The sequence below is a fragment of the Pseudoxanthomonas sp. 97-1-1 genome (assembly GCF_057773125.1).
This window is the reverse complement of the sequence record NZ_JBYMTJ010000001.1, coordinates 1,408,468-1,433,391: the sequence shown is the minus strand read 5'-3', so window position 1 is coordinate 1,433,391 and position 24,924 is coordinate 1,408,468. Positions and strand designations below refer to the sequence as shown.

At 68.0% G+C, this 24,924-nt stretch carries 11 protein-coding genes; all 11 read left to right on the top strand.

Translation table 11 applies throughout. The features are described from left to right. Positions 1-189 precede the first annotated feature (189 nt). Entirely contained in the window at positions 190-2,613 is a 2,424-nt protein-coding gene (locus AC3DET_RS06695; protein WP_488391179.1) for a GH92 family glycosyl hydrolase, read from the top strand. Positions 2,614-2,689: 76 nt separating this feature from the next. Then, positions 2,690-3,847, top strand: a complete 1,158-nt coding sequence (locus tag AC3DET_RS06690) for a LacI family DNA-binding transcriptional regulator (RefSeq protein WP_337730811.1) — start codon at positions 2,690-2,692, stop codon at positions 3,845-3,847. 138 nt (positions 3,848-3,985) lie between these two features. Continuing rightward, entirely contained in the window at positions 3,986-5,209 is a 1,224-nt protein-coding gene (gene fucP, locus AC3DET_RS06685; RefSeq protein WP_488391178.1) for an L-fucose:H+ symporter permease, read from the top strand. A gap of 3 nt (positions 5,210-5,212) precedes the next feature. Continuing rightward, positions 5,213-6,241, top strand: a complete 1,029-nt coding sequence (locus AC3DET_RS06680; protein ID WP_488391097.1) for a carbohydrate kinase family protein — start codon at positions 5,213-5,215, stop codon at positions 6,239-6,241. A 250-nt stretch (positions 6,242-6,491) separates the two neighbouring features. Further along, entirely contained in the window at positions 6,492-8,777 is a 2,286-nt protein-coding gene (locus AC3DET_RS06675) for a TonB-dependent receptor (protein ID WP_488391096.1), read from the top strand. A 36-nt stretch (positions 8,778-8,813) separates the two neighbouring features. Further along, positions 8,814-9,092 (top strand): hypothetical protein, encoded by a 279-nt coding sequence (locus AC3DET_RS06670; RefSeq protein ID WP_446537947.1) that lies wholly within the window; start codon positions 8,814-8,816, stop codon positions 9,090-9,092. Next, positions 9,082-9,357, top strand: a complete 276-nt coding sequence (locus AC3DET_RS06665; protein ID WP_488391095.1) for a hypothetical protein — start codon at positions 9,082-9,084, stop codon at positions 9,355-9,357. Before AC3DET_RS06670 ends, AC3DET_RS06665 begins: the two co-directional genes overlap by 11 nt. Continuing rightward, positions 9,354-10,889, top strand: coding sequence for a PepSY-associated TM helix domain-containing protein (locus AC3DET_RS06660; RefSeq protein WP_488391094.1), 1,536 nt, complete (start codon positions 9,354-9,356; stop codon positions 10,887-10,889). Before AC3DET_RS06665 ends, AC3DET_RS06660 begins: the two co-directional genes overlap by 4 nt. Before the next feature lie 155 nt (positions 10,890-11,044). Beyond that, the gene (locus AC3DET_RS06655; RefSeq protein WP_337730805.1) at positions 11,045-11,752 is read left to right on the top strand and encodes a response regulator transcription factor; all 708 of its coding nucleotides are present in this window, start codon (positions 11,045-11,047) and stop codon (positions 11,750-11,752) included. A 242-nt stretch (positions 11,753-11,994) separates the two neighbouring features. Beyond that, a complete protein-coding gene (locus AC3DET_RS06650; RefSeq protein WP_488391093.1) occupies positions 11,995-21,513 on the top strand; it encodes an SdrD B-like domain-containing protein in 9,519 nt (3,172 codons plus the stop codon). Then, complete coding sequence (locus tag AC3DET_RS06645) at positions 21,510-24,920, top strand: TonB-dependent receptor (RefSeq protein WP_488391092.1); 3,411 nt, start codon at positions 21,510-21,512, stop codon at positions 24,918-24,920. Before AC3DET_RS06650 ends, AC3DET_RS06645 begins: the two co-directional genes overlap by 4 nt. Positions 24,921-24,924: the final 4 nt, after the last annotated feature.

Sequence of the window (24,924 nt, the reverse complement as noted above, 5' to 3'; positions counted from 1 at the left end):
GGGCCGACGGCCCGGCTACGGCCGGGCCACTTTTCCATTCATCGTGGCGGGCATGGACGCTGCCACATCCGGTGAGGCCCGCACGATGCCAGCTCCCGTCGGCATCGTGCAGATGCTGCTCCCCGCCAGTGCCACCCTTGCCGACCCACGACGACCAGTGAACGCATGAAAGACATGACGATCAACGCGATGTTCCGCTCGCTGTTCCTGCTCCTGGCAACGACCACATGGGCAGCCGAAGCGGCGCCGCGAAGCCTGGCCGAAGAGGTCAACACTTTCATCGGCAGCAAGGACGACGGCAACACGTTTCCTGGAGCGTCCGCGCCTTTCGGCCAGATCCAGGTCAGCCCGATCGGTTCGCATTATTCCGGTTGGCGCTACGACGACCCGCAGATCCGCGGCTTCGGCCACTCCTTCATTTCCGGCGCGGGCTGCTGGGAGCAAGGGGGACAGGTATCGGTGCTTCCGGTCACCGGGCGCATCGGTCCGGGCGGCGAATTCGACACGGCCGACGCCAAGACGTTCGACCACAAGCGCTACGGTTCGCGCTACCGGCATGACGGCGAGAACGGCCAGGCGGGCTACTACAAAGTGCGGCTGACCGACTACGGCGGCATCGATGCCGAGACGACCGCACTGACCCGCGCCGCCGCCGAACGCTACACCTTTTCCAGCCGCGGCGAGGGCCACGTGCTGGTCAACGTAGGGCAGGCCAATGAACGCCATGCGGTCACCGGCAGTGCCATCAATGTCGTGGGCGACCGCGTGGTGGAAGGCAAGCTGGTTACCAAGAGTTTCTGCGGTGGTCATCAGTACACCACCTGGTTCCGCCTGGAGTTCGATCGCCCGTTCAAAGCGTTCGGTACCTGGGGCGAAGCCGGAGGCGTAGTGAATGCGCGCCACAGCATGGAAGGCGAGGGCAAGCCCAACGGGGCATGGCTGACCTTCGACCTGGAAGGCAATTCTTCCGTCACGGCCGTCTCGGCCATTTCCCATGTCGATGCGGACGGTGCGCGCAACAACCTGCGCAGCGAAGGCATGCAGGGCGGACGGCTGCTCGGCTTCGACGCCATGCGCAAGCGCGCGCAGTCGGTGTGGGACAAGGAGCTGGCCAGCGTGCGTGTGCATGGCGGCAGTACCGACGACCGTGCCGTGTTCTACACCGCGCTGTACCACGCGCTGCTGCAGCCGTTGACCGGCAGCGATGCCGACGGCCGCTATCGCGGCTACGACGACCGCATCCACCGTGCCGATGGCTGGACCTACTACGAGTACTTCTCGCTGTGGGACACCTACCGCTCGCAGAACCAGCTGGTGGCATTGCTGCGACCGCAGCGCGCCGCCGACATCGGCCGGTCGTTGCTGGCCATACGCGAGCAGGGCGGCTGGCTGCCGCGCTGGGGTTACGCCAGTTTCGAGACCAACATCATGACCGGCGATCCGGTGACGCCGTTCCTCGTCGACCTGTGGCGTTTCGGTGCGATGAAGGGCCGCGAAGCGGATGCGTATGCAGCGCTGCGCGAGAACGCATTCGGCGTGCCGCCGTTGAACTCGCGGCATGCCGGCCGTTCCGGCAATCCCCACTATCTCGAGCACGGCTTCGTGCAGTACGACCGCGCTTTCCCATCCAAGGGCATGGACGTGGATCCGCACCATGGCGGTTCGGCGACACTGGAATACGCGCTGGCCGATTGCTCCCTGTCGTTGATGGCCGATGCGTTGGGGCATGGCGATGACGCTGCCGTGCTCAAGCGGCGGGGCCGCAACTGGCGCACGCTCTGGGATGCGGACATCCGCGACGAGGAAGCCGGGTTCAGCGGCTTTCCGCGTCCGCGCACCGAGGACGGCCAGTGGTACACGCCGGCGGACGGCCGCTATGGCCCGCGCTCGCACCATGGCTTCCACGAGGGCACGGCCTGGCAGTACCAGTGGTTGGCACAGCAGGACGTCCCGGGCCTGGTCGAGGCGATGCACGGGCGCGACCAGGCGGCCCGGCGCCTGGATACGTTCTTTGCCTACGATGCGCTGCTGGCCGATCCCGCCGGGGCTGCACGCAAGGCATGGGTGGTGGGGCCTTACAGCTACTACAACCAGTTCCGCTACAACCCCAACAACGAACCCGACCTGCACGCGCCGTGGATGTACACGCTGATCGGCCAGCCGTGGAAGACCGCCACGGTGCTGCATGCGGCGCAGCGGCTGTTCACCAATGCGCCCAATGGCGTCACCGGCAACGATGACCTGGGCACGATGTCGGCGTGGTACCTCTTCAGTGCCATGGGCCTGTATCCGGTGGTGCCGGGCACGGGCCAGTTCGTGCTGCATCCTCCGCGTTTCGCGCGCATCGACATCGATCTGGGGCAGGGCCGCACGTTGCGCATCGACGCGCCGCAGGCGGACGACGACAAGCTGCAGTACATCGGCAACGTGTCGTTGCGGGGACGCGCGCATCCGTCCGTGTGGGTGGATTGGGAAAGCCTGCAGCAGGGCGGTCGCCTGCACGTGGAACTGACCGGCACGCCTCCGCAGCAGGGCTGGGGTACGCGGCCGGACGACCTGCCCGCATCGCCCTGCGCCGCGGGTCCGGCCGCACTGCCCGGGGCGGGTCGATGAGTCTTCCTGCCGCCCTGGCGAGCGTGCCGGTGCAATGGTTTACGCTGCGGACTTTCTCTGGAATGAATCGATCCATATGAGCCAGAAGCGTCCCTCGCGCACGGCTGCCACCGGCAAGGCCGGGTCCTCGTCGCCCAAGGCGGGCAAGCCGGTGAAAAAGACGGCGAAGAAGGCGGGTGAAGCCAAGCCCGCCGCGCCCGAGCGCAAGCGTGAAAGCCAGCGCGTGGTCACCGTCACCGATATCGCCAATGCCATCGGGGTGTCGCGCGCGACCGTGTCGCTGGTATTGCGTGGCAGTCCGCTGGTGCATGCCGACACGCGCGCCCGGGTGGAGGCCGAACTGAAGCGCCAGCGCTATGTCTACAACCGCAGTGCGGCCAACCTGCGCAGGCGCACGTCATCCAGCGTCGCGCTGGTGATCAATGACCTGTCCAACCCGTTCTTCGCGGAGTTCGCCGCAGGCGTGGATGAAGCCCTGGGCGGGCAGGGCTACGTCACCCTGCTCGGCAGCACGGGGGAATCGCCGCAGCGCCAGCAGGCGGTACTTGCGTCGCTGATGGAGCACACACCTGCCGGCGTGATCCTGTCCCCCGCCGAAGGCAGTGATGCCGCTGAACTGCGTACCGTGCTGGATGCACGCAGCCATGTGCTGCTGTTCAACCGGGAACTGGCCGGCGCGGATGCATGGGACTTCCTGGCGCTGGACAACGAGCGCGGCGCACGCATGGCGGCCGAACACCTCATCGGCCTGGGCCACCGCCGCATCGCCTTCTTCGGCGGCCATGCCGATTCCAGTTCGTGCCGGCAAAGGCGCGCGGGTTTCGCGCAGGCGATGGCCGCGGCGGGTTTGCCGGTGGAGCCGCAATGGCTGATCGAATCGGCGCCCAACCGGCTGGAAGCGGCTACGCGCACCGGTGCGCTGTTCGGTGAGCGCGCCAGTCCGACCGCCGCGGTCTGCTACAACGATACGGTGGCGCTGGGCCTGATGCTGGGCCTGGCCTCGCGCGGCATCCAGCCGGGCCGGGGCTTCGCCGTCACCGGCTTCGATGACATTCCCGAAGCGGCGATGACCACGCCGCCGCTGACCACGCTGTCCGTCGATCCGCGTGAGCGCGGCCGGCAGGCGGCGCGCATGCTGCTGCAGCGCGTGGCCGATCCCGATGCTGCCCCGATGCGCACGATCGCGCCCGTGCGTCTGTGCATCCGCGAAAGCAGCGGCGTACCGCGCCCATGACGCTTCCCCTTTCTTCTTTCCCATTCGTCCGTTGAGGTCTACGACCGCATGCCGATCGCATCATCCCCACCCACAGTGACCTCCCGCGGGTCCGCCTCGGCCGTCACGCCGCGCGCGGCGCTGGCCGTGGTGACCACGATCTTCTTCATGTGGGGCTTCCTGACCTGCCTCAACGACATCCTGATCCCGCACCTGAAGGCCGTGTTCGAACTGAATTTCGCACGCGCGATGCTGGTGCAGTTCACCTTCTTCGGTGCGTACTTCCTGATGTCGCTGCCGGCCGGCCGGCTGGTCGCGCATCTGGGCTACAAGAAGGGCATCGTGGCCGGCCTCGCCATCGCTGGCGTGGGTGCACTGGGCTTCTGGCCGGCAGCGGAACTGCGTGTGTACGAAGCCTTCCTCGGCGCGCTGTTCGTGTTGGCCACCGGCATCACCGTGTTGCAGGTGGCAGCCAATCCCTACGTGGCGCTGCTGGGGCCAGAACAGACCAGTTCCAGCCGCTTGACGCTCGCGCAGGCATTGAACTCGCTGGGCACCGCCATCGCGCCACTGATCGGTGGCCTGCTGATCCTCGGCAACACGGTGAAGAGCGCCGATCAGATCGCGGCGCTGCCGGGGGTCGAGCAGGTCGCGTATCGCGCGCAGGAGGCGCAGGCGGTGCAGGGGCCGTATGTGGGGCTCGCGGTCGTGCTGTTCCTGCTGGCGCTGTTCGTGTTCCTGTTCCGCCTGCCCACGCTGAGCGAGACCACCGAGCAGGCCGGTCCGGTGCGGCATACGCTGGGCGAAGCCTTGCGCCACCGCCATGTGCGCTTCGGCGTGCTCGCCATCTTCTTCTACGTCGGCGCGGAAGTGGCCATCGGCAGCTTCCTGGTCAACTACCTGTCGATGCCGGCCATCGGCGGGTTCGGCGAACAGGAAGCCTCGCGCTACGTGGCGGCGTACTGGACGCTGGCGATGATCGGGCGTTTTGCCGGTTCGGCGATCATGGTGCGCTTCTCGCCGCGCAAGCTGCTTGCGCTGTTCGCGGTGGCCAACGTGGTGCTGCTGGCGACGACGTTGCTGGGCAGCGGCAAGGTATCGCTATACAGCGTAGTGGCCGTGGGCCTGTTCAATTCGATCATGTTCCCGACCATCTTCGCGCTCAGCATCGAACGCCTGGGACCGTTGACCAACAAGGCCTCCAGCCTGCTGATCATGGCCATCGTCGGTGGCGCCGTAGTGCCCTATTTGCAGGGCGTGTTCGCGGATGGCGTGGGCGTGCAGGCTTCCTTCCTGCTGCCGCTGTTGTGCTATGGCTACATCGTGTTCTACGGCCTGTCGGGTTCGCGCCCGGCACCGGCCACGCAGGCGCAGGGAGCGTAAGCGATGTCGAAGATCGTCTGTTTCGGCGAGGCCCTCATTGATCTGCTGGCCCAGCCCCCCGCCACCGCCGACACGCCGCGCGCATTCCTGCAGTACGCCGGCGGCGCGCCCGCCAACGTGGCCGTGGCCGCCGCACGGCTGGGCGCCGACGCGCATTTCGCGGGCATGCTGGGTCACGACATGTTCGGCGACTTCCTGCTGCAGAGTTTCGTCGCTGCCGGCGTGGCGACGGATTGCATCGTGCGCACCAACGCTGCCAAGACCGCGCTGGCGTTCGTTGCGCTGGACGAGCAGGGCGAGCGCAGCTTCAGTTTCTACCGCCCGCCCGCCGCCGACCTGCTGTTCCGCAGCGCGCATTTCCTGCCTGCCTGCTTTGGTGGCACCGGCAGTTTCCATGTCTGCTCCAACAGCCTGACCGAAGCCGGTGTCGCCGAAGCGACCCTCGATGGCATGGCGCGCGCACGGGATGCCGGAGCGATGGTGAGCCTGGATCTCAACCTGCGTCCGGCGCTGTGGCCCGAAGGCGTGGATCCGGGCCCGCGCCTGTGGCAGGCCCTGTCGGCTGCCGACCTGGTCAAGCTCTCGCAGGAGGAACTGGATTATCTGGCGCAGCCGATGGGTGGCGGCGCCGATGGCGAGGCGGCCGTGCGGGCGCGCATCTTCGAAGGCAAGGCGCACTGGCTGATCGTCACCGATGGCGCCGCGCAGATCCGGTGGTTCACGCGGCAGGCGTCCGGGCACGCGCCCAGCTTCCGCGTCGAAGCGCGCGATACCACGGCGGCCGGTGATGCCTTCGTGGGCGGGCTGCTGTTCCGGCTGGGAGAACTCGGTGGCGATGGCCGGGGTTTCCATGCCTTCTGCCAGCACCAGGAAGGCCTTGAAGACGCCATCCGCTTCGGCGCTGCCGTGGGTGCGTTGGCGGTGACGCGGAAGGGCGCATTCGCCGCCATGCCGTCGTTGGCCGAAGTGAACCAGCTTCTCCGGGAGCAGCACCACGAACCCGCCGCCCTCGCTCTGGGAGACGAAGGCTGACGCGCCTCCAGGAAAGCAGCGTCGTGATTCCCCGCGGCGGTAGGTAGGTCCTGCCGGCTCGGCAGGGACAGCCGCGGACCGGAGGAAGACCCGCACGCACCGGCGAATCACGCCGCTGGCGTGCACCGGGGTTTCAACACGACGTTGAACACGTCTAGAATCCCCGCCACGATCCCATCGGTCGTGGCCGCTCCGCGGCCGGCACAGCTGCCGCCATGCCAATCCTCCCACCTGCTTGCCGGAGATTCGCATGCGCGTCACACGCCTGGCCGCCGCTTTGTGCGCGGCCCTGTTGCCTGCTTCATTCGCCCACGCCCAGACGTCCGCTCCCGACAGCGGCGGTACCGGCCCTGCCACGCTCGACACCATCGTGGTCAAGGGCGAGAAGTCCGATCGCGACCTGCAGGACACCACCACCAGCGTGGCGGTCACCACGGACGTGCGCATGGAGCAGGAAAACCTGGTGAGCCTGTACCAGGTGTTCGACCGCACCGCCAATGTCAGCAAGACCTATGGCGATTCGGGCTTCACCCTGCGCGGCATCAACAACAACGACGGCGAAGGATCGCCGCTGTCCACCATCTACCTGGATGGGGCGGCGATGTCGCACTTCATGACGGCCACCGGTCCGAGCACGCTGTGGGACCTGTCCCAGATCGAGATCTTCCGCGGACCGCAATCGACCATCCAGGGCGAGAATGCGCTGGCCGGTGCGGTCCTACTCCGCACGCAGGACCCGGACCTCGACACATGGGGTGGGCGGGCCCGCCTGCTGTTGTCGGACCCCTCCGACCAGCGGCTCGCTTTCGCGGTCGGCGGACCCCTCATCGAGGATGAGCTCGGTGTGCGCCTGGCCGTGGAGCGGCGCGATTTCGACGGCTTCGTCGACAATCCGACCCGCGGTGTCGGCGAGGATGCGCTGGAGTCGGTGCTGGTGCGCGCCAAGGTGTTGTGGACGCCCGCGGGAATTCCGGGCCTGACGGCGCGCCTGAGTCTCAACCACTTCGATCGCACGGGGCCGTATTCGTTCACCTACAGCAGCCTGGATGTGCCGGACTACTTCGACAACCGGGTGAACCTTTCCGATGCACCCAATATCGACGACACCCGCACCAACAGCGCCACGCTGGAAGTCGACTACGGTCTCGGTGACCGGTGGTCGCTCAATTCCGTCACCGCCTGGAGCGATGCCGACAGCCATCGGCGCTACGACAACGACTACACCGCCACGCCCGGCGCGGCCGGTGGCGCTGAACTCGATTCCCAGGCCCTGTCGCAGGAGTTGCGGGTGCGCTACGAAGGCGCGCGCCTGCGCGCCCTGGCAGGGCTCTACTACTCCGAGCGCGACACCCGCAACGCCACGGCCAGCCTGACCAACGTCGACACGCCCGGCGAAACCATCGCCGGCCTTCTGCAGTCGATCGGGCTGGACCCGGCAACGGCCGGCGCCATCGCGCAGCAGTATGTCGCCGCACTGCCCGTGATCCCGGTGGACTACCGGAGCGCGTCCCCCTCGCGTTCGGAGAACAAGGCGTTGTTCACCGATGTCGAGTTCGACCTGGTTCCGCGCTTCACGTTGCTGGGCGGCTTCCGCTACGACCGCCAGCGCTATGGCTTCGGCAGCCGGACCTCGGCTGTCTTCACCGGCACGCTGCCCGATCCGGCGATGTTCGGTTCGCCGCTTGCGCCGGTGATCGCGGGCATCAACCAGGCCGTGCTGGGCTTCGTCGGCGCGGCCAACGGCACCTCACCGTACTCCACGCGCACGTTCGACACGTTCCTGCCCAAGCTGGGCCTGCGCCATGACATCAGCGAGGATGTTTCGCTGGCTTTCGTGGCGCAGCGGGGTTACCGGTCGGGCGGTTCCAGCTTCAATCTGGCACGCAGCATGGTGGTCGCCTACGACCCGGAATACACCGACAACTACGAAGTCTCGCTGCGTTCGCAATGGTTCGATGGCCGGCTGACGGTCAATGCCAATGCGTACTACATCGACTGGAAGGACAAGCAGGTCAGCGTCAACTTCGGCCAGGGCAGTTTCGACTACCACACCGTCAACGCCGGGCGCGCGCACCTGTACGGCTTCGAGCTGGAAGCGACGCACCGTCCCTCCGACGGTTTCGACTGGTACGCCTCGCTCGGTCATTCGCGCACGCAGTTCGATGACTTCGAACCGGTCCTGGGCGGCAACATCTACGACTACTCCGGCAGCGAGTTCGCGTATGCACCGCACTGGACGCTGGCCGTCGGCGCCAACTGGCGCTTCGCGGACAACTGGGTGGCCAACCTCAATGCCAATCACCGCAGCGCTATCTATGGCACCACCGGTACCGTGCAGGACCAGCTTGGATCACGCACGCTGGTCAACGGCCGTTTCGGCTACGAAGCGCTGGACTGGAGCGCCTGGCTGTTCGCCGAGAACCTGTTCGGGGAGGAGTACATCCAGTACCGGTACACCGACCAGAGCCTGGACCTGACCCACGGCATCCTCGGCGCACCGCGTGTGCTGGGGGTCGGATTCGAGGCGCGCTGGTAGCGCGCGGTATCCGGCCATGACGACGAGGCATTCGCGATGACCCTGCTCTACCTGTTGCTCTCGCTGTTCTCCGCGAGCGCCTTCTATCTGGCGAGCCCGCACCAGCAGCTGTGGGCGCGCATGTCAGCGCACCGTACGCTGGCGCGCGCAACGGCCTGGCTGTCCGCCGTGTTGGCGGTTGCCATGGGCATCGTGGCGCTGGGGGTCTGGGCTGGCGTGTTCTCCGCGCTGACCGCCTGGATGTCCGGCGTCGTGGCGCTGCCTTACCTGGATGCCTGGCGCCGCACGCGCAAGGGGGTGGCCCATGTGGGGTAAGTCGTTCGCCGCGGCATTGCTGGGGTTGCCCCTGACCGTGGGCGTCATCGGTCTGCTGGTGCTGGTGTGGCCGGGGGAACTGCAGCGCATCACCCTGCCGTGGCTGTTGCTGGCATTCCCGCTCTGGGTGGGGGTGATGTCGCTGGCATTCCTGGCCAGGACCGGTTGGCGCGCCTGGATGTGGATGGGAGGCGCGACGTTGCTGTGCTTCGCGCTGATCCATGTGGCGAAGTCCGTGGGCTGGGCGGCGGAGTTGCCGGCATGAAGGCGACGACGCTGAGGATCTTCCTCTCGGTGCATACCTGGGTCGGGCTCGCCTCGGGCATGCTGCTGTTCATCGCGTTCTACGCCGGTGCCATCACCGTCTTCGTGCACGAGCTGCAGGGGTGGGAACGCGCGCCGCAGGCGACGCTGTCGCATGCCGAGGCCATGGACGTGTCGCAGGCGCTGGTCGAACGCGTGCTGCGCGAGCAGCCGAAGGCGGCGGAGGGGCTGACGCTCGTGCTCCCCGGCGATCACGGCCCACGACCATCGGCGTACTGGTACGAAACGGCGACGGACACGCAGCACAAGTTCGTGTTCAGGGACGATGGCGAGCTCGAACAGATGCCCGGGCGCAGCGGGTTCGTCCAGTTCATCTACGACCTGCACTTCACCGCCGGCCTGCCTCGCACCTGGGGGACGTATCTCTTCGGCGTGGTGTCCATCCTGTACGGGCTGGCCCTGGTCAGCGGCGTGGTGATCTATGCGCCGGTGTTCCTGAAGGATCTGTTCGCGCTGCGCGTGGGCCGCAACATCAAGCGGCTGTGGCAGGACGCGCACAACGTGGTCGGCGTGCTCTCGCTGCCTTTCCACGTGATTTTCGCCTGGAGCGGGGCGGTGCTGACCATCGGCTTCCTGATGCTGGCGCCGTTCCAGTTCCTGGTGTTCGACAACAGATTGATGACGGTGCTGGAGCAGGATTTCGAGATCGCCCCGCATGTCGAGCCGGCCGGGGTCGCCAGACCCTTCCTGCCTGTCGCGGACCTGGTGCGGCGGGTCGAGACGGCACTGCCCGGCATGACCGCCGAAAGTCTCTTCTACCATGACGCAGGCGATGCCAATGCCCAGGTGACGGCGTACGGCGAAGCGCCGCAACGTCGACTCAACGGATTCGGCGGCGTGGCCGTCAACGCGGTGACCGGCGAGGTCATCGCCGCCGTCGGGCCGAAGGATTTTCCGCCCGGCATGTCGATGTTGCGTGGCCTGCAGACGCTGCATTACGGCAATTTCGGCGGGTTCGCGGTGAAGTGGCTGTACTTCCTGCTCGGTCTCGCCGGTGCGTTCCTGTTCTACAGCGGCAACCTGCTGTGGATCGAGGCACGGCGCAAGCGGCGGCAGGTGGAACAACCCGGGCGAACGCGCTTCGTGGCCGGCCTGACCATCGGCGTGTGCCTGGGGTGCGTCGCCGGCATATCGGCGGTGTTCCTCGTCGCCGCGGTGCTGCCAGGTGTATCCATCGCGGGCAGCTATGCCGTTGTCTTCCTGGCGGCCATCGCATGGGCATTCCTGCGGCCGCCGGCACGCGCAGCGTACGAACTGCTCTGGTTGTGCGCGTTGTTGACCGCGGCCATCCCGGTCGCCGGTTGGATCGGGTCGGGTGAACACCTGTTCGCAGCCCTGTGGGACGGCCACTGGCACCGCGCCCTGATCGATGCAACGGCGCTGGCCATGGCGCTGGCGTTCCAGCGCATGGCGGCGGCGACCCTGCGACGGGGCCGCGAAGGCGATCCCCATAGCGTGTGGTCGTTGCAGTAGGAGCGCGCGCGGTTGCCGCACCTGCGACCCGGGACAGGCGGCAGCCTGGTCCCAGTTGCGCGGGGAGGCTACCCGGCGCGATTTCCCCTCGTGGGGGTCGACATCGCCCGTGAAATGTGAGTTACGCTACATTTGAGCCGTCGACTTCCCCTTCCATGAGCCAACACGACTTGCCGTCTCCACGCGTTGCCGTTGTCGAAGATGAAGACGAACTGCGAGGCCTGATCGTTGAGGAGCTGAGCGAGCGTGGCTACGACGTTGTCGGGCTGGCGAGTGCGGAAGCCCTGTATCGCCACATGAGTGTCCAGGCGCTCGACATCGTGGTCCTGGACATCGGCCTGCCTGGCGAGAGTGGGCTGGGGGTGGCATCGCACCTGCGGCAGCTTGCCTCGGTGGGCATCATCCTGCTGACCGGCCGCGGCGGTAAAAAGCTCATGGCGCAGAGCTTTGCGGTAGGTGCCGATCTCTTCCTGACCAAGCCCGTCGATTACGACGTGCTGGCCGTGGCCGTCGCCAATCTCCATCGCCGCCTCGCGCCTGCCCTGAATGGCGCGTCATCGGATGACCCGCGTGCGGTGGTCTGGTCGTTGTCCGATGCGGGCTGGACGTTGCACGGACCCGATGCCAGGACGCTGGCGCTCAGCGAGGCAGAACGCACGATCCTGGCACGGCTTCTGGAGCAGCCTGGCACTCCCGTATCGAGGACGGCCCTGATCGACGTGCTGACCGACCAGCCCTGGGATTTCGATCCCCATCGGCTGGACGTTCTGGTCCATCGTCTCCGCGGCAAGGTCAACAGCCGTTTTTCGCAGCCGCTGCCGCTGCGCGCCGTGCGTGGAATCGGCTACGTATTCGCACCCTGATGCTCTTCCGGTGAGAAACGGTGAGTTTGGGTGAGCCACCGTCATTGATGCGCGTCCCGGCGCAATAGAGACTTTTCTCACATCCGGTGCCGACATCGGTACCGGAACCGCACCGCGCGAGCGGTGATGTCTTCTCGCCATCCCGAGGGTCGCCCGCCGCCACGGTTTACGCCGCGACGCGGGCAAGGCCGTCCTGATGGCTTGCCGGGTTCGATCCGGCCAAGCGGAACAGGGGAAAGTCAGTGAACAAGCAGGGTGAGCCGACGTTGATCGGCGGATGCGCGCGCGCGCGCGCGGGTTCGACAGGGTGGTCGCTGCGGAATCGCAGCCGGGCGTGGCGCTGGATGACCCTGGCGACATGGCTGCTGGCTCCTGCCGCACTGGCTGCCGACCTGCAGATCACTGACCTTTCCGACACGGGCTACGATCCAACGCCGGCTGGCGGCGAGGTGGTCTACAACGTCACGGTCGAGAACGGTGCCGCCGATACGGTGCCCAACGCCGTGGTGATCTTCGACCTGCCTGCCGGCACCGTGGCCGGCACGCTGCCGGCGTTCTGCAGCGCCGACGCCGGCGTGCCCGCGCGCGTGGTGTGCGCGGTGGGCGAACTGGTGGGCACGCAGACGGCGCAGGGCGCGCCGGTCAGTTTCCAGCTCGGCGTCGATACGGGCGGCCAGGCGCCGGGCACGGTGACGATGCGTGGCGCCATCGGATTCGGTTCCGCGGTACCGCCGGCCGGTACGCCGATCACGGCACTCACGCCGGGCGATGCATTCTTCGCCAGCGACACCAACACCGCCAACAACCAGCGCAACGAAGCCACCACGCTGACGACCGCCGGCGACCTGCGCCTGCTCAAGAGCGCCACGCCGGATCCCGTGGTGGGCGGTGCGGAAGTCACCTACACGCTGACCGTGTTCAACGACGGTCCGAGCGCATCCACCAACTTCCGTGTCGTGGACACGCTGCCGGCAGCGACGACGTACGTGGCCAGCAGCTTCAATGGCGCTGGCTGGACGTTCAACAGCGGCACCATGACCGCGACCCACGCCGGCACGCTGGCGGTGGGCTCGAGCAGCAGCTTCACCTTCCGTGCCCGCGTGAACGCCGGCAGCGGCAACATCATCAACGCGGCGACGGTGGTAGCCATCGGCACGCCGGATGCGGATCCGAGCAACAACGATGCCGACGTCACCACCAGCATCACGCCGGGTGCCGACCTGGCACTGAGCAAGTCCGCGGCACCCGCGCCCGCGATCGCGGGCCAGTCCGTCACCTTCACCCTGACCGCGCGCAACCTCGGCCCGAGCGTGGCGCAGAACGTCAGCCTCACCGACGCGTTGCCGGCGGGCTTCGTGATCACCGGCGGCACCCAGCCGGGTGGCTGGAACTGCAGCAACGATGGCGCCAACGGCACGCGGACATGCACGCGCGCGGCGGGCATGCCGGTCGGCGCGGTGGAAACACTGACCATCGTCGCCACCGTGCCCTCCACGGGCGCCAACAGCAGCGGCGACGTCACCAACACGGCGACGATCACCTCCACCACGCCGGATCCGAACGGTCCGGTCCTGGGCGTGAACAACAACGATGGCAGCGTCACCTTCACCGTGCTGGCCGACGGTGCCGACCTGTCGATGACCAAGAGCAAGTCGCCGGCGCTGGTCGCGGTGTGGGATGGCATCGGCCCCGACACCGACAGCCGCATGACCTCGCTGATCCGCGTGCGCAACCTGGGGCCGCGCGCCGCCAGTGGGCAGGTGCAGGTGGTCGACGAACTCGCAGCGGGTGAGGAGTTCGTGTCCGCGTCCGGTCCGTGGACCTGCGCGGTCGACAATCCGTACGCCGTGCCGCCCGCGCGGCAGCGCGTGACCTGCGACCTGAATGCCGGTTCGCTTCCGCTGGCGGTGAACAGCGACTCGCCGCAGCTGCAGATCATCAGCCGCGCGCGTGCCGCGGGCGCGCTGACCAATACCGCGTGCACCGGCGGCTCCAACGGTTCGGTCGAACCGCTGACGGCCGGCGGCATCAACCAGGATCCGGAAACCGGCAACGACTGCAGCGGCGCGGGCACCCGCACCACCGACGAGCGCGCCGACCTGCGCATCGCCAAGCAGACCAATGGCCCGGGCGATGCGGACAACGTGCTGACCGCCGCGCAGGACACGGTGACCTACACGCTCACCATCACCAACGACGGCCCGGACAGCACCACCGGCATCGTCGTGAACGATGCGATCCCGGGTTTCGTGGCCGGCCGCACCACCGTCAGCGCGAACGCACCCGCGGGCTGGAACTGCACGACCGGCGCGTCGGTCGTGTGCCGTTCCGGCACCACGGCCCTGGCGAATGGCGCCAGCGCCAGCATCGTACTGACGGTGCAACGCGCGCTCTTCGACAGTGCCGGCCTTGGGGCTGGAACCTGTGGTGGCGTGCCCACGACCAATGCGTTCTGCAATACCGCCGGGGTCGGCATCGATGCCGCCGTGGCGGGGTCGGTCGGCGAGATCAACGCGGCCAACAACAACGCGTCGGACTGGCTGCGGATCGATCGCGTCGCCAACGTGCAGACCACGGCGAAGAGCATCACCTCGGGCGCGACCGGCCAGGCCGGCGTCAACACGACCTACGTGATGTCGTTCCGCAACCAGGGGCCGTCGACGGTGCCGGGCGTGGTGTTCCGCGATGTGTTCACGCTGCCCGCCGACGATGCCGGCTTCGTGCTGATGTCGGCCACGCGCACCGGTGGCGGCACCGCCACGTGCACGGCCACGCCCGGTCCCGGCATCACCACGGCGCCTGCGGCAGGTGGCGTGTCGTATGCCAATCCGACGGCGGGCACCGCACAGGTCACGCTGACCTGCGTGCCGCTGTCGCTGGCCAATGGCCAGACCGAAAGCCTGACGGTGGTGATCCGTCCGAACGTCAACGTCGGCAACACCGGACGCGTGTTCACCAACGTGGCGGACTTCTTCTTCGACCGCAACAACGACGGTACGCCCGATCCGGCCAGTGGTTCGGATGCCAATGGCAGCTTCGATTTCAATACCGACGGCAGCGCCGGCGACGACCAGCGCAGCGCCAGCCTGCCGTTCAACAGCGGCAGCGTGGACCTGATCACCAACAAGGTGGATACCGGCTTCACCGGCGGCGTGGATCCGTTGGGCTACGACGCCGTGACACCGGCCAACAACGCCATCACGTATCGCGTGACCGTGCGCAACAACGGACCGTCGGTGGCGACGAACGTCCGCATCAGCGATACGTTGACGCCGCTCGCGGGCCGTACCGTGCGCTTCCTGGGCGTGTCCGCGTCGACAGCGGGGCCGTTCGTCGACACGGATTGCAGCGTGACCGCGGGCAGCAACCCTGCGGTGGGTGCGCCGCTGGTGCTGGATTGCGTGATGCCGGGCATCGGCTTCTCCACCAACCTGCCGGGTGTGGTGGCATCCGCCCAGACCAGCACGCTCTACCTGCGCTATGCCTACGAGACGCCGCCCGGCGCCTCCGGCGATACGCTGCTGAACTCGGCCACCGCCAGCTCGGCGGAGACCGACACCAACCTCGCCAACAACACCGCGGACCAGGACACGACGATCCGTTCGCGCGCCGACCTGGCCGTCACCAAGACCATGGTCGCGCTGGCACCCGACCCGGATCCCGCCGTGGCGCTGCCGCCCACCATCGGCTCGGTGTCGCTGCGACAGCCGTTCTACTACGTGATCGGCGGGGTCAACAACGGTCCGGGTGCGAGTCTCTCGCGCGACCGTACGGGTACCAGTCCGCTCAATGGCACCGGCACGGTGGTGACCGACACATTGCCGGCGAACCTCATCGTCACCGGTCCGATCACCTGGCGGAAGGATGGCCCCGATCCGGGCGGCGACGAACAACCCGTCGGGACGGGCACCTGCAGCCAGGCGGGCAATACCGTCACCTGCACCCTGGGCGACATGACCGTCACCGGTCGCGCACGCATCATCGTGCCCGCGCGCTGGGATGCGTATCCCGCGGGCGGTACCAGCAACAACACCGCGACCATCGCGACCGAACAGGTCGATCCGGTCCCGGGCAACAACACGACCACCGTGCCGCTCGGCGTCACGCGCTCCAGCCTGGCGGGCGTGGTGTTCGAAGATCGTGACCGCACCGGCGCCAACGGCGGCACCCACCAGGGTGCAGCCACCGAGCCGGCCATCGCGGGCGTGACCATCACCCTGACCGGCATCGATGCGTACGGCAATGCCGTCAATCGCAGTGCCATCACCGCTGCCGACGGCAGTTACAGCTTCACCGATCTGTCGCCGGCCGATGCCGCCGGCTACACACTGACGCAGACGCAGCCTGCCGGCTTCGTCAACAGTCCCGCGGCCCTGCCCACCAGCGGTGGCGCGGAGCCTTCGCTGGGTGGCACCTACAGCGCCGGTTCGCCCAACTCGGTCATCGCCGCCATCCCGGTCGGCGCCGACCAGGCCGGCGTGCGCTACGACTTCCCTGAAGTGCGCCGCCCGGCGCTGTCGGGCTTCGTCTACATCGACGGCAACTTCAACGACATCCGCGACGCGGGCGATGCGCCCATCAGCGGCGCCACGGTCGAACTGCTCGACGCCGGCACTGGTGCCGTCGTCGCGACGACGACGACGGATGGCAGCGGTGCTTACGGTTTCAGCAATCTGGATCCGCTGATCGTCTACACGCTGCGCGAAGCGCTGCCCACCGGCAGCTACCAGAACCGTCCGACGGCGGTGAATCCCGGCCAGGTCGGCGGCGCGCCGTGCGCCACGGGCTGTACGCCGGGCACCGGTGTGGCGGGTGATGCCGCCACCACCGACCGCATCAGTGGCATCGACCTGGGTGCGGGTACCGACGGCACCGTGTTCAACTTCGGCGAAGACGCCGTGGCCGGTATTTCCGGCAGCGTCTACGTGGACCGCAATGGCAACGGCAACTTCGACGGCGGTGACGCCGGCACGGTCAATTCGCGTCCCAACGGCGGGCTGCAGGGCGTCAGCATCACGCTGACCGGTGCGGGCGCCGACGGCATTTTCGGCAATGGCGATGATCCGGCGCCGGTGACGGTGCAGACCGACGCCAATGGCGCCTACCAGTTCGCCGGCCTGGTGGTCGGGCAGGACTACCGCGTCAGCGAAACGCAGCCCGCGGGCTATGCCGACGGCACCGAAAATCCCAGCAACGCCATCGACATCGCCAACCTGCCGCCGGCCGGTTCCGCCGGCAACGACTTCGGTGAAACGCTGGGTTCGCTGGCGGGCCTGGTGTTCGAGGATTTCTCGGCCACTGCAGCCAACAACAACAACGGCATCTTCGACGGTGGCGAGAATCCGATCGCCAACGTCACCGTGACGCTGACCGGCACCGATGTGCTGGGCAATGCGGTCAATGTCACCGCGCAGACCGATGCGGCCGGTGCGTACGTATTCCGCGACCTGCTGCCGCCGCAGGCCGGCACCACGTACACGATCACCGAGACGCAGCCCACCGGCTACATCGATGGCCGGCACACGCCGGGCAATGCCGCCACGCCGGGCAGTGCCACCACGTCGAACGTCATCGACGGCATCGCGATCAATGCGGGCCAGGCGGCCACCGGCTACCTGTTCGGCGAACTCGCCAATGCCGTCATCAGCGGCACGGTCTATCTGGACCGCAACGACAACGGCGACCAGGATGGTGGCGAACCCGGCATCCCCGGCGTCACCGTGGTCATCGAAGGCGCCGGCCCGGATGGCGTGTTCGGCACCGGCGACGATCTGCCGCCGGTCACGCTGACCACCGATGCGAACGGCGGCTACAGCTACGGCGGCGCGATCACGGGGCAGAACTACCGCATCGTCGAAACGCAGCCCACCGGCCTGGCCGATGGGCAGGAGAACACCTCCAACCGCATCACGCTGACCAACGTGCCGGCCGCCGGCTCCAGCGGCAACGACTTCGGCGAGCTGGCGGCATCGCTGTCCGGCAGTGTGTGGCTGGATGCCAACAACAACGGCGTGCGCGAAGCGGGTGAGAACGGCATCGCCGGTGTCAGCGTCAGCCTGCCTGCCGGCACGCTGGATGCGCTGGGCAATGCCGTCGCTGCCGCCGTGACCGACGCCAATGGCGAGTACCGCTTCGGCGATCTGCTGGCCGGCACCTATGCGGTGACCGAGCAGGCTGCGCAGCCCGTCGTGGGGGGCGTCACCACGCTCAATGGCATCACGGTGGCCGGCACTGTCGGTGGCAGCAGCAGCGGCACCGCCACGCCCGTGACGACCGTGCCCAGCGCCATCACAGGCATCGTCCTGCCCGCGGGCGGCGATTCGGTACAGAACAACTTCGGTGAAACGCTGGGCGTGTCGCTGTCCGGCCGCGTGTTCTTCGACGCCAACAACGACGGCGTGCAGTCGGGCGCGGCCGAAACCGGCATCGAAGGCGTGACCCTCACCCTGACCGGTACCGATGACACCGGCGCGTCGGTGTCGGTGACCACGACCACCGATGCGAACGGCGACTACGCCTTCGATGGCCTGCGTCCCGGCACCTACACGGTGACCGAACCGCAGCAGCCCACCGGCACCAGCAACGGCCAGACCGTCGCGGGCACCGTCGGCGGCACGTCGACCGGCACCGCCACACCGATCGCCACCGTGCCCAGCGCGATCAGCACCATCGACCTGACCACGCCGGGCAGCGCATCGGTCGACAACCTGTTCGGCGAGATTCCGCTGAACAGCGCGATCAGCGGCCGCGTGTGGGAAGACACCGACAACGACGGCGTCATCGACCCGTCCGAGCAGGGCATCGGCAACGTGGTCGTGCGCCTGACCGGCACCGACCTGGCCGGCAACACCATCACCCGCGACGTGACCACGCAGCCGGATGGCAGCTATGCCTTCACCGAACTGCCGCCGGGCACGTACACCATCACCGAGCCCGACCAGCCGGCCGGCACGCTCAACGGCACCACCGTGCCTGGCACGGGTGGCGGCACCGCCACGCCGCCGACCAGCGCACCGTCGGTGATCAGCACTGTCGTGCTGGGCGTGGGCGAGGAAGCCAGCGGCAACAACTTCGGTGAAGTGCCTTCGGGCAGCATCGCCGGCCGCGTCTACAACGACGGCAACAACAACGGCGTGATCGATGCCGGCGAAGGCGGCTTCCCCAACGTGCAGGTCGTGCTGACCGGCACCAATGAGCTGGGCGAAACGGTCGACGTCACCGTCACCACCGACAGCGAAGGCCGCTACCGCTTCGACGACCTGCGCCCGGGCACCTACACGGTGACCGAGCCCACCCAGCCGGCGGAGACCCTCAACGGCATCACCACGCCGGGCACCCTCGATGGCACGTCGCTGGGCGTTGCCACGCCGGTGAGCACCACGCCGTCGGCCATCAGCGGCATCGTGTTGCCGCCGGGGGGCGATTCCATCGACAACAACTTCGGCGAGATCGGCGATTCGCCGGACCTGGTGGTCAGCAAGACCGCCACGCCCACCACGTTCACCGTCAACAACCCGGGCAGCTACACCATCCGTGTGCGCAACATCGGCCAGCAGCCGAGCGCGGGTGAATACGTGGTGGAAGACCGCCTGCCGGCCGGCCTCACGCTGGCGGCCACGCCGACCGGCAATGGCTGGACCTGCACCGGCGCTTCCGGCGACAACCGCTTCCGCTGCAGCAGCAGTGCGGTGATCGCGGCGGGTGCCACGCTGGCCGATGCCATCATCGCGCAGGTCCGCGTGGATGCCTCGGCGGCGACCGGTTCGCCGGTCAACAACGCCGTGCTGGTGGAAGGCGGCGGCGAGAACGAGTTCCGCACGCCGACCACCGACGAGCGCGCCGACTTCGAAGGCAATCCGGCCGATCTGCCGGTGTGCGATCCGGCGATCACGCAGAACGCGTGCCGCCTGCCCACCGCCGTGCAGTTGTCTGCGTCGGTGTCGGGCACGGTGTGGTTCGACCAGGGCAGCGAGTTCGGCGTGATCGATGGCGGCGACCGTCGCCTGTCCGGCTGGGTGGTGGAGGTGGTGAACGGCAGCGGCCAGGTCGTCGGCACGGCGACCACGGGCGCGGACGGTACGTACTCGATCGCCGACCAGGTGCCGGGCATCCCGCTGGCCATCCGTTTCCGCGACCCGGCGACGGGCGTGGTCTGGGGCCTGCCGGTCAGCGGCGAAACCGTCACCGGTCCGCCGGTGCCGTGCGATGCGGGCAGTGCCGTCGCCAACGGCACGGCCAGTTCGTGCCGCAGCAGCGACAGCGGCTTCACGCATCTGGCGGTGGTCCTGGCGCCGGGCGCCAACCTGCCGCAGCAGAGCCTGCCGCTGAATCCCGGTGGCGTGGTGTACGACGCGACCACGCGCACGCCGGTCCCCGGTTCACGCGTCACGCTCACGCCGGTGGGTACCTGCGCGGGCTACGCGCCCGAGCAGCACGTGCTGAACGCCGCGCTGGGCGGCTACACCGTGCAGGGCACGTCGGTGTCGATGACGGTCGGTGCGGAAGGCTTCTACCAGTTCCTGCTCGGTCCGGATGCGCCTGCCTCGTGCCGCTTCCAGCTGGAAGTGACGCCGCCGGCCGGCTACGCGTTCGAGTCCGGGATGATCCCGGCGGAAACCGCGCCGCTGTCGCCGCCGTCCACGCCGGGCGTGGGGCATCCGGTGCAGACCAATGCCACCGCGCCGACGGCGCCGGTGGGCACGGCAACCCGCTACTACCTGGAGCTGACGCTCGGTTCGGGCGTGGCAGTGCCGGTGCACAACCACATCCCGCTCGACCCGCAGGTCGCACCGGGCCTGGTCATCACCAAGACCGGCGACCGCAAGACGGTGGAAGTGGGCGACAGCCTGGTCTACACCATCACCATCCGCCAGACGGCGGGTGCGTCGATGGGCACGGTCAACGTGGTCGACCGCCTGCCGCACGGGTTCACCTTCATCGACGGCACCGCGCGTGTCGATGGTGCGGGCATCGCCAATCCGCTGGGCAAGCCCGGCCCGACGCTGGTGTTCGATGTCGGTCCGCTCGCGGTGGGCGCGCAGAAGACGCTCAGCTACCGCGTGCGCGTCGGCGTGGGCAGCCAGCAGGGCGACGGCATCAACCGGGCGCGTGCCCATGGCTGTTCCATCGAGGGCGGTTGCGTGGATCCGACCACGCTGGCGCCGTACCCGAACGGCGGCGTGGTGCCGTCCAATCCGGCCGAGTACCGCGTGATCGTCAGCGGTGGCGTGTTCACCGACGAAGGCTGCGTGCTGGGCAAGATCTTCGTGGACTGCAACGTCAACCACGTGCAGGACCGCGAAGAGATCGGCATCCCCGGCGTACGCATGTACTTCGAGGACGGCACCTGGATGGTCAGCGACTCGGAAGGCAAGTACAGCTACTGCGGCCTGCCGCCGAAGAGCCACACGCTGAAGGTCGATCCGTCCACGCTGCCGGTCGGCTCACGCCTGACCACCAGCAGCAACCGCAACCTGGGCGATGCGGACAGCCTCTTCATCGACCTGAAGAACGGCGAGCTGCACCGCGCGGACTTCATCGAGGGCAGCTGCTCCAACCCGGTGATGGAACAGGTGAAGGCGCGCCGCACGCAGGGCGAGATCCGCGCGCCGGAGACCGAACGCAACCAGCAACCGTTGCGCTTCGACAGCAAGCCGGCGCGCGCGCCGCAGCAGGCCACCGATTCGGCCAACCAGCAGCCGATCGTCGCGCCGAGGCCGACCGCCACGGATGGGGATGAAGGCACGGAGGTGCAGCCATGAGCCGCATCCCCTACCGCCCCTCAGCCCCGTCGGAAGCCAAGCCCATGCGTGTCACGCGTCATTCCCACCATCCGCTGGCGCTCGCCCTCGCGCTGGCCATCGTGCCCACGCTGGCGACGGCGCAGACCGTGTCCGGCGACCAGCGCTTCACGCCCGTGCTGGGGCAGGGCACGCCCCTGTTCCCGCAATCCCCGCAGCTGCAGGACACCGCCTCGCAACCGCTGTACGCGCAGCCGGGCAACGTGGACTACCGCGTCAACGCGGGCGTCGACCGCGTGGTGGTCGATGTCGACCGCGACGGCGTCCCGGCCGATGGCCAGTCGCCGGTGCGCGTGGTGGTGCAGCTGTTCGATGCCGACGGCAAGCCGATGGAGGGCGACGCGTTCGCCACCATCGAGCACACCGGTGGACGCATCAAGCTGCCGGACGGACGCACGGACGAACTCGGTCCCGGCCGGCTGGATGCCGACAAGGCCACGCCCGGCGTGCAGCTTCCCGTGCGCGACGGCAGGGCCGAATTCGAACTGCTCGCGCCGCATGATCCGCAGGACGTGCTGCTGCGGGTGACGTCGGGCGCGCACAGCGCCGAGGGCGTGGTCGGCTTCGTGCCGGAAATGCGCGACATGATCGCCACCGGCCTGATCGAAGGCGTGATCAACTTCCGCCGCAACGGCGACGGGCTGATCAACGGCACCCAGCGCGGCGATGGCTTCGAGCGCGAGATCCGTCGCTGGGAGAAGCAGTTCAACAGCGGCAAGGCCAACGGTGCGGCGCGTGCGGCGTTCTTCGCCAAGGGCACCATCAAGGGGGAGTACCTTCTCACCGCGGCTTACGATTCCGACAAGGAGGTGCGTGCCCGCCTGTTGCGCGACATCCAGCCGGAAGAGTTCTACCCCGTATACGGCGACGCCTCGCTGCGCGGCTTCGATGCGCGTTCGGCCGAACGCCTGTACGTGCGCGTGGACAAGGGCCGCAGCTACCTGCTGTATGGCGATTTCCAGACCGGCGACAACCTCGCGACGCAGACCGGCGTGGATGCCGGCACCCGCGCCGCGCCGCGCGTGCTGGGCACCTACAACCGCACCGCCACCGGCCTGGGCTGGCACTTCGAGAATGCACGCGTGCGCGGCAACGTGTTCGCCATCGAGGATTCGCTGCGCCAGGTGATCGAGGAACTGCCCGCCTCCGGCAGCGGTCCTTACGGCCTGCGCAACAATGCGGTGCTGGAAGGCAGCGAGCGCGTGGAAGTGGTCGTCCGCGACCGCAACCAGCCTTCGCGCATCGTCTCGGTGCGTCCGCTGGGGCGGCTGGTGGACTACAGCTTCGAGCCGTTCTCCGGGCGCATCCTGCTCAACAGCTTCCTGCCGTCGTTCGACAGCGACCTCAACCCCGTTTCGCTGCGCATCACCTACGAACTGGACCAGGGCACCGAAAAGTTCCTGGTACTGGGCGCGGATGCGCAGCTGCGCGTGGGCGAGCACGGCGAGATCGGCGGCTCGTACGTGGACGACCGCAATCCGTTCGCCGCCTTCGAGATGGGCAGCGCGAACATCGGCTACCGCCTGGGCGCGAACACGTGGCTGGTGGCCGAAGCCGCGCGCACGCGCAGCGAAGTGAACACCAACTCGGTCAACCAGTACGGCACGCCCGCGCTGCAGGGCCTCAGCGGGCTGGTGGAAGGCAACGCGTGGCGGGTGGAGCTGGGACACGCCAGCGAGGACGTGGACCTGAAGCTGTTCGTCGGCCAGTCCGATCCGGAGTTCAACAATCCCGCTTCGCCGCTGTACGGCGGCCGCGGCGAGTACAGCCTGACCACGCGCTGGCGTCTCAACGACCGGTTCGAGCTGTATGCCGAAGGGCTGCGCAGCGAAGACCGCAATCCCGATGGTGGCGAACGCAACGCCGCCAGCGCGGGCACGCGGGTGAAGCTGACCGACAAGCTGACGCTGGATGTCGGCTACCGCGCCATCCGCGAGACCGTGGGCGCCTACTACACCTGGGCCACCAACAGCGGCTACGGCAACATCGGCGGATTGTCCGGCGGCTATGCCACCGGCGCCGGCGGTGGTGCGCTGGGCTATGGCCAGCAACCGCTCGATCCGTTGACCGGCCTGCCGATCATCAGCAGCGGCAATCCGAACGACGTGGCCAGCGGCCTGCCGGTGGGCACCGAACTGTCCTCGGACATGCTGCGCATCGGCGTGGGCTATCGCGCCAGCGACCGTTTCAGCCTCGGCGGCGAAGTGGAGCAGGACATCCATGGCGAGGACCGCAACCGCGTGGCGCTCGGCATGGACTACCAGCTGCGCGAACGCAGTCGCGTGTATGGCCGCTACGAAAAGCAGACCGGCATCAGCGGCGTCAACGGCCTGACCCAGGATGGCCGCGAAGCGGACACGCTCGCGCTGGGCGTGGATACCAGCTTCATCAAGGATACCCAGCTGTTCTCGGAGTACCGGCTGCGTGACGCCATCGCGGGCCGCGACATCCAGGCCGCGTCGGGCATCCGCAACCGCTGGGACCTGCGCGAGGGCCTGCGCCTGGATACATCGTTGGAACATACCAACGTGATCTCCGGCAACGTCGGCGATTCGACCGGCATCGGCGTCGCGCTGGACTACACCGCCAATCCGATGTGGCGCGGCAGCGTGCGCGTGGAGCATCGCATCTCCGACGACGTGGCCGGCACGCCGACCAACGAGGGCTACAACACCACGCTGCTGCAGTTCCTGGCGGCCCGCAAGCTGAGCCGCGACTGGACGCTGCTGGCACGCAACTACCTGCTGCGCACCGAGTACGACGCGCGCGGCGACGTGTTGCAGGACCGTTTCCAGATCGGTGCGGCGTACCGCGACACGGACACCAACCGCGTCAACGCGCTGGCCCGCTACGAGTACAAGCTGGAGAAGGACGAGAGCGGCATGGACAGCTCGGGCTTCGGTTCGGACACGGGCCAGGACATCCGCACCAGCGCGCACATCGTCTCGGCGCATGCCGACTGGCATCCGTCGCGGCCGTGGTGGCTGACCGGCCGCGTGGCCGCGAAGTGGCAGCAGGACAGCTTCTTCTATGCCGACACCGGCCGCGTCGATGACGACTTCAACGCGGTGCTGGTCTCCGGCCGCGTGGTCTACGACATCACCGAGAACTGGGACATCGGCGTGCTGGGTTCCGCGTTCCGCGGCCAGGACGGCGCCAACCAGTATGCGTTCGGCGTGGAAGTGGGGCGGCTGCTGCGGCAGAACCTCTGGCTGTCGGCGGGCTACAACGCCACGGGCTTCCGCGGCGACGAGGACCTGACCGGTTACGAGTACACGCAGCAGGGCGCGTTCATCCGCCTGCGCTTCAAGTTCGACGAAGACCTTTTCCGTAGAGACGACGTCCGCTACCGCGACCCGGTGCGCTGAGGAA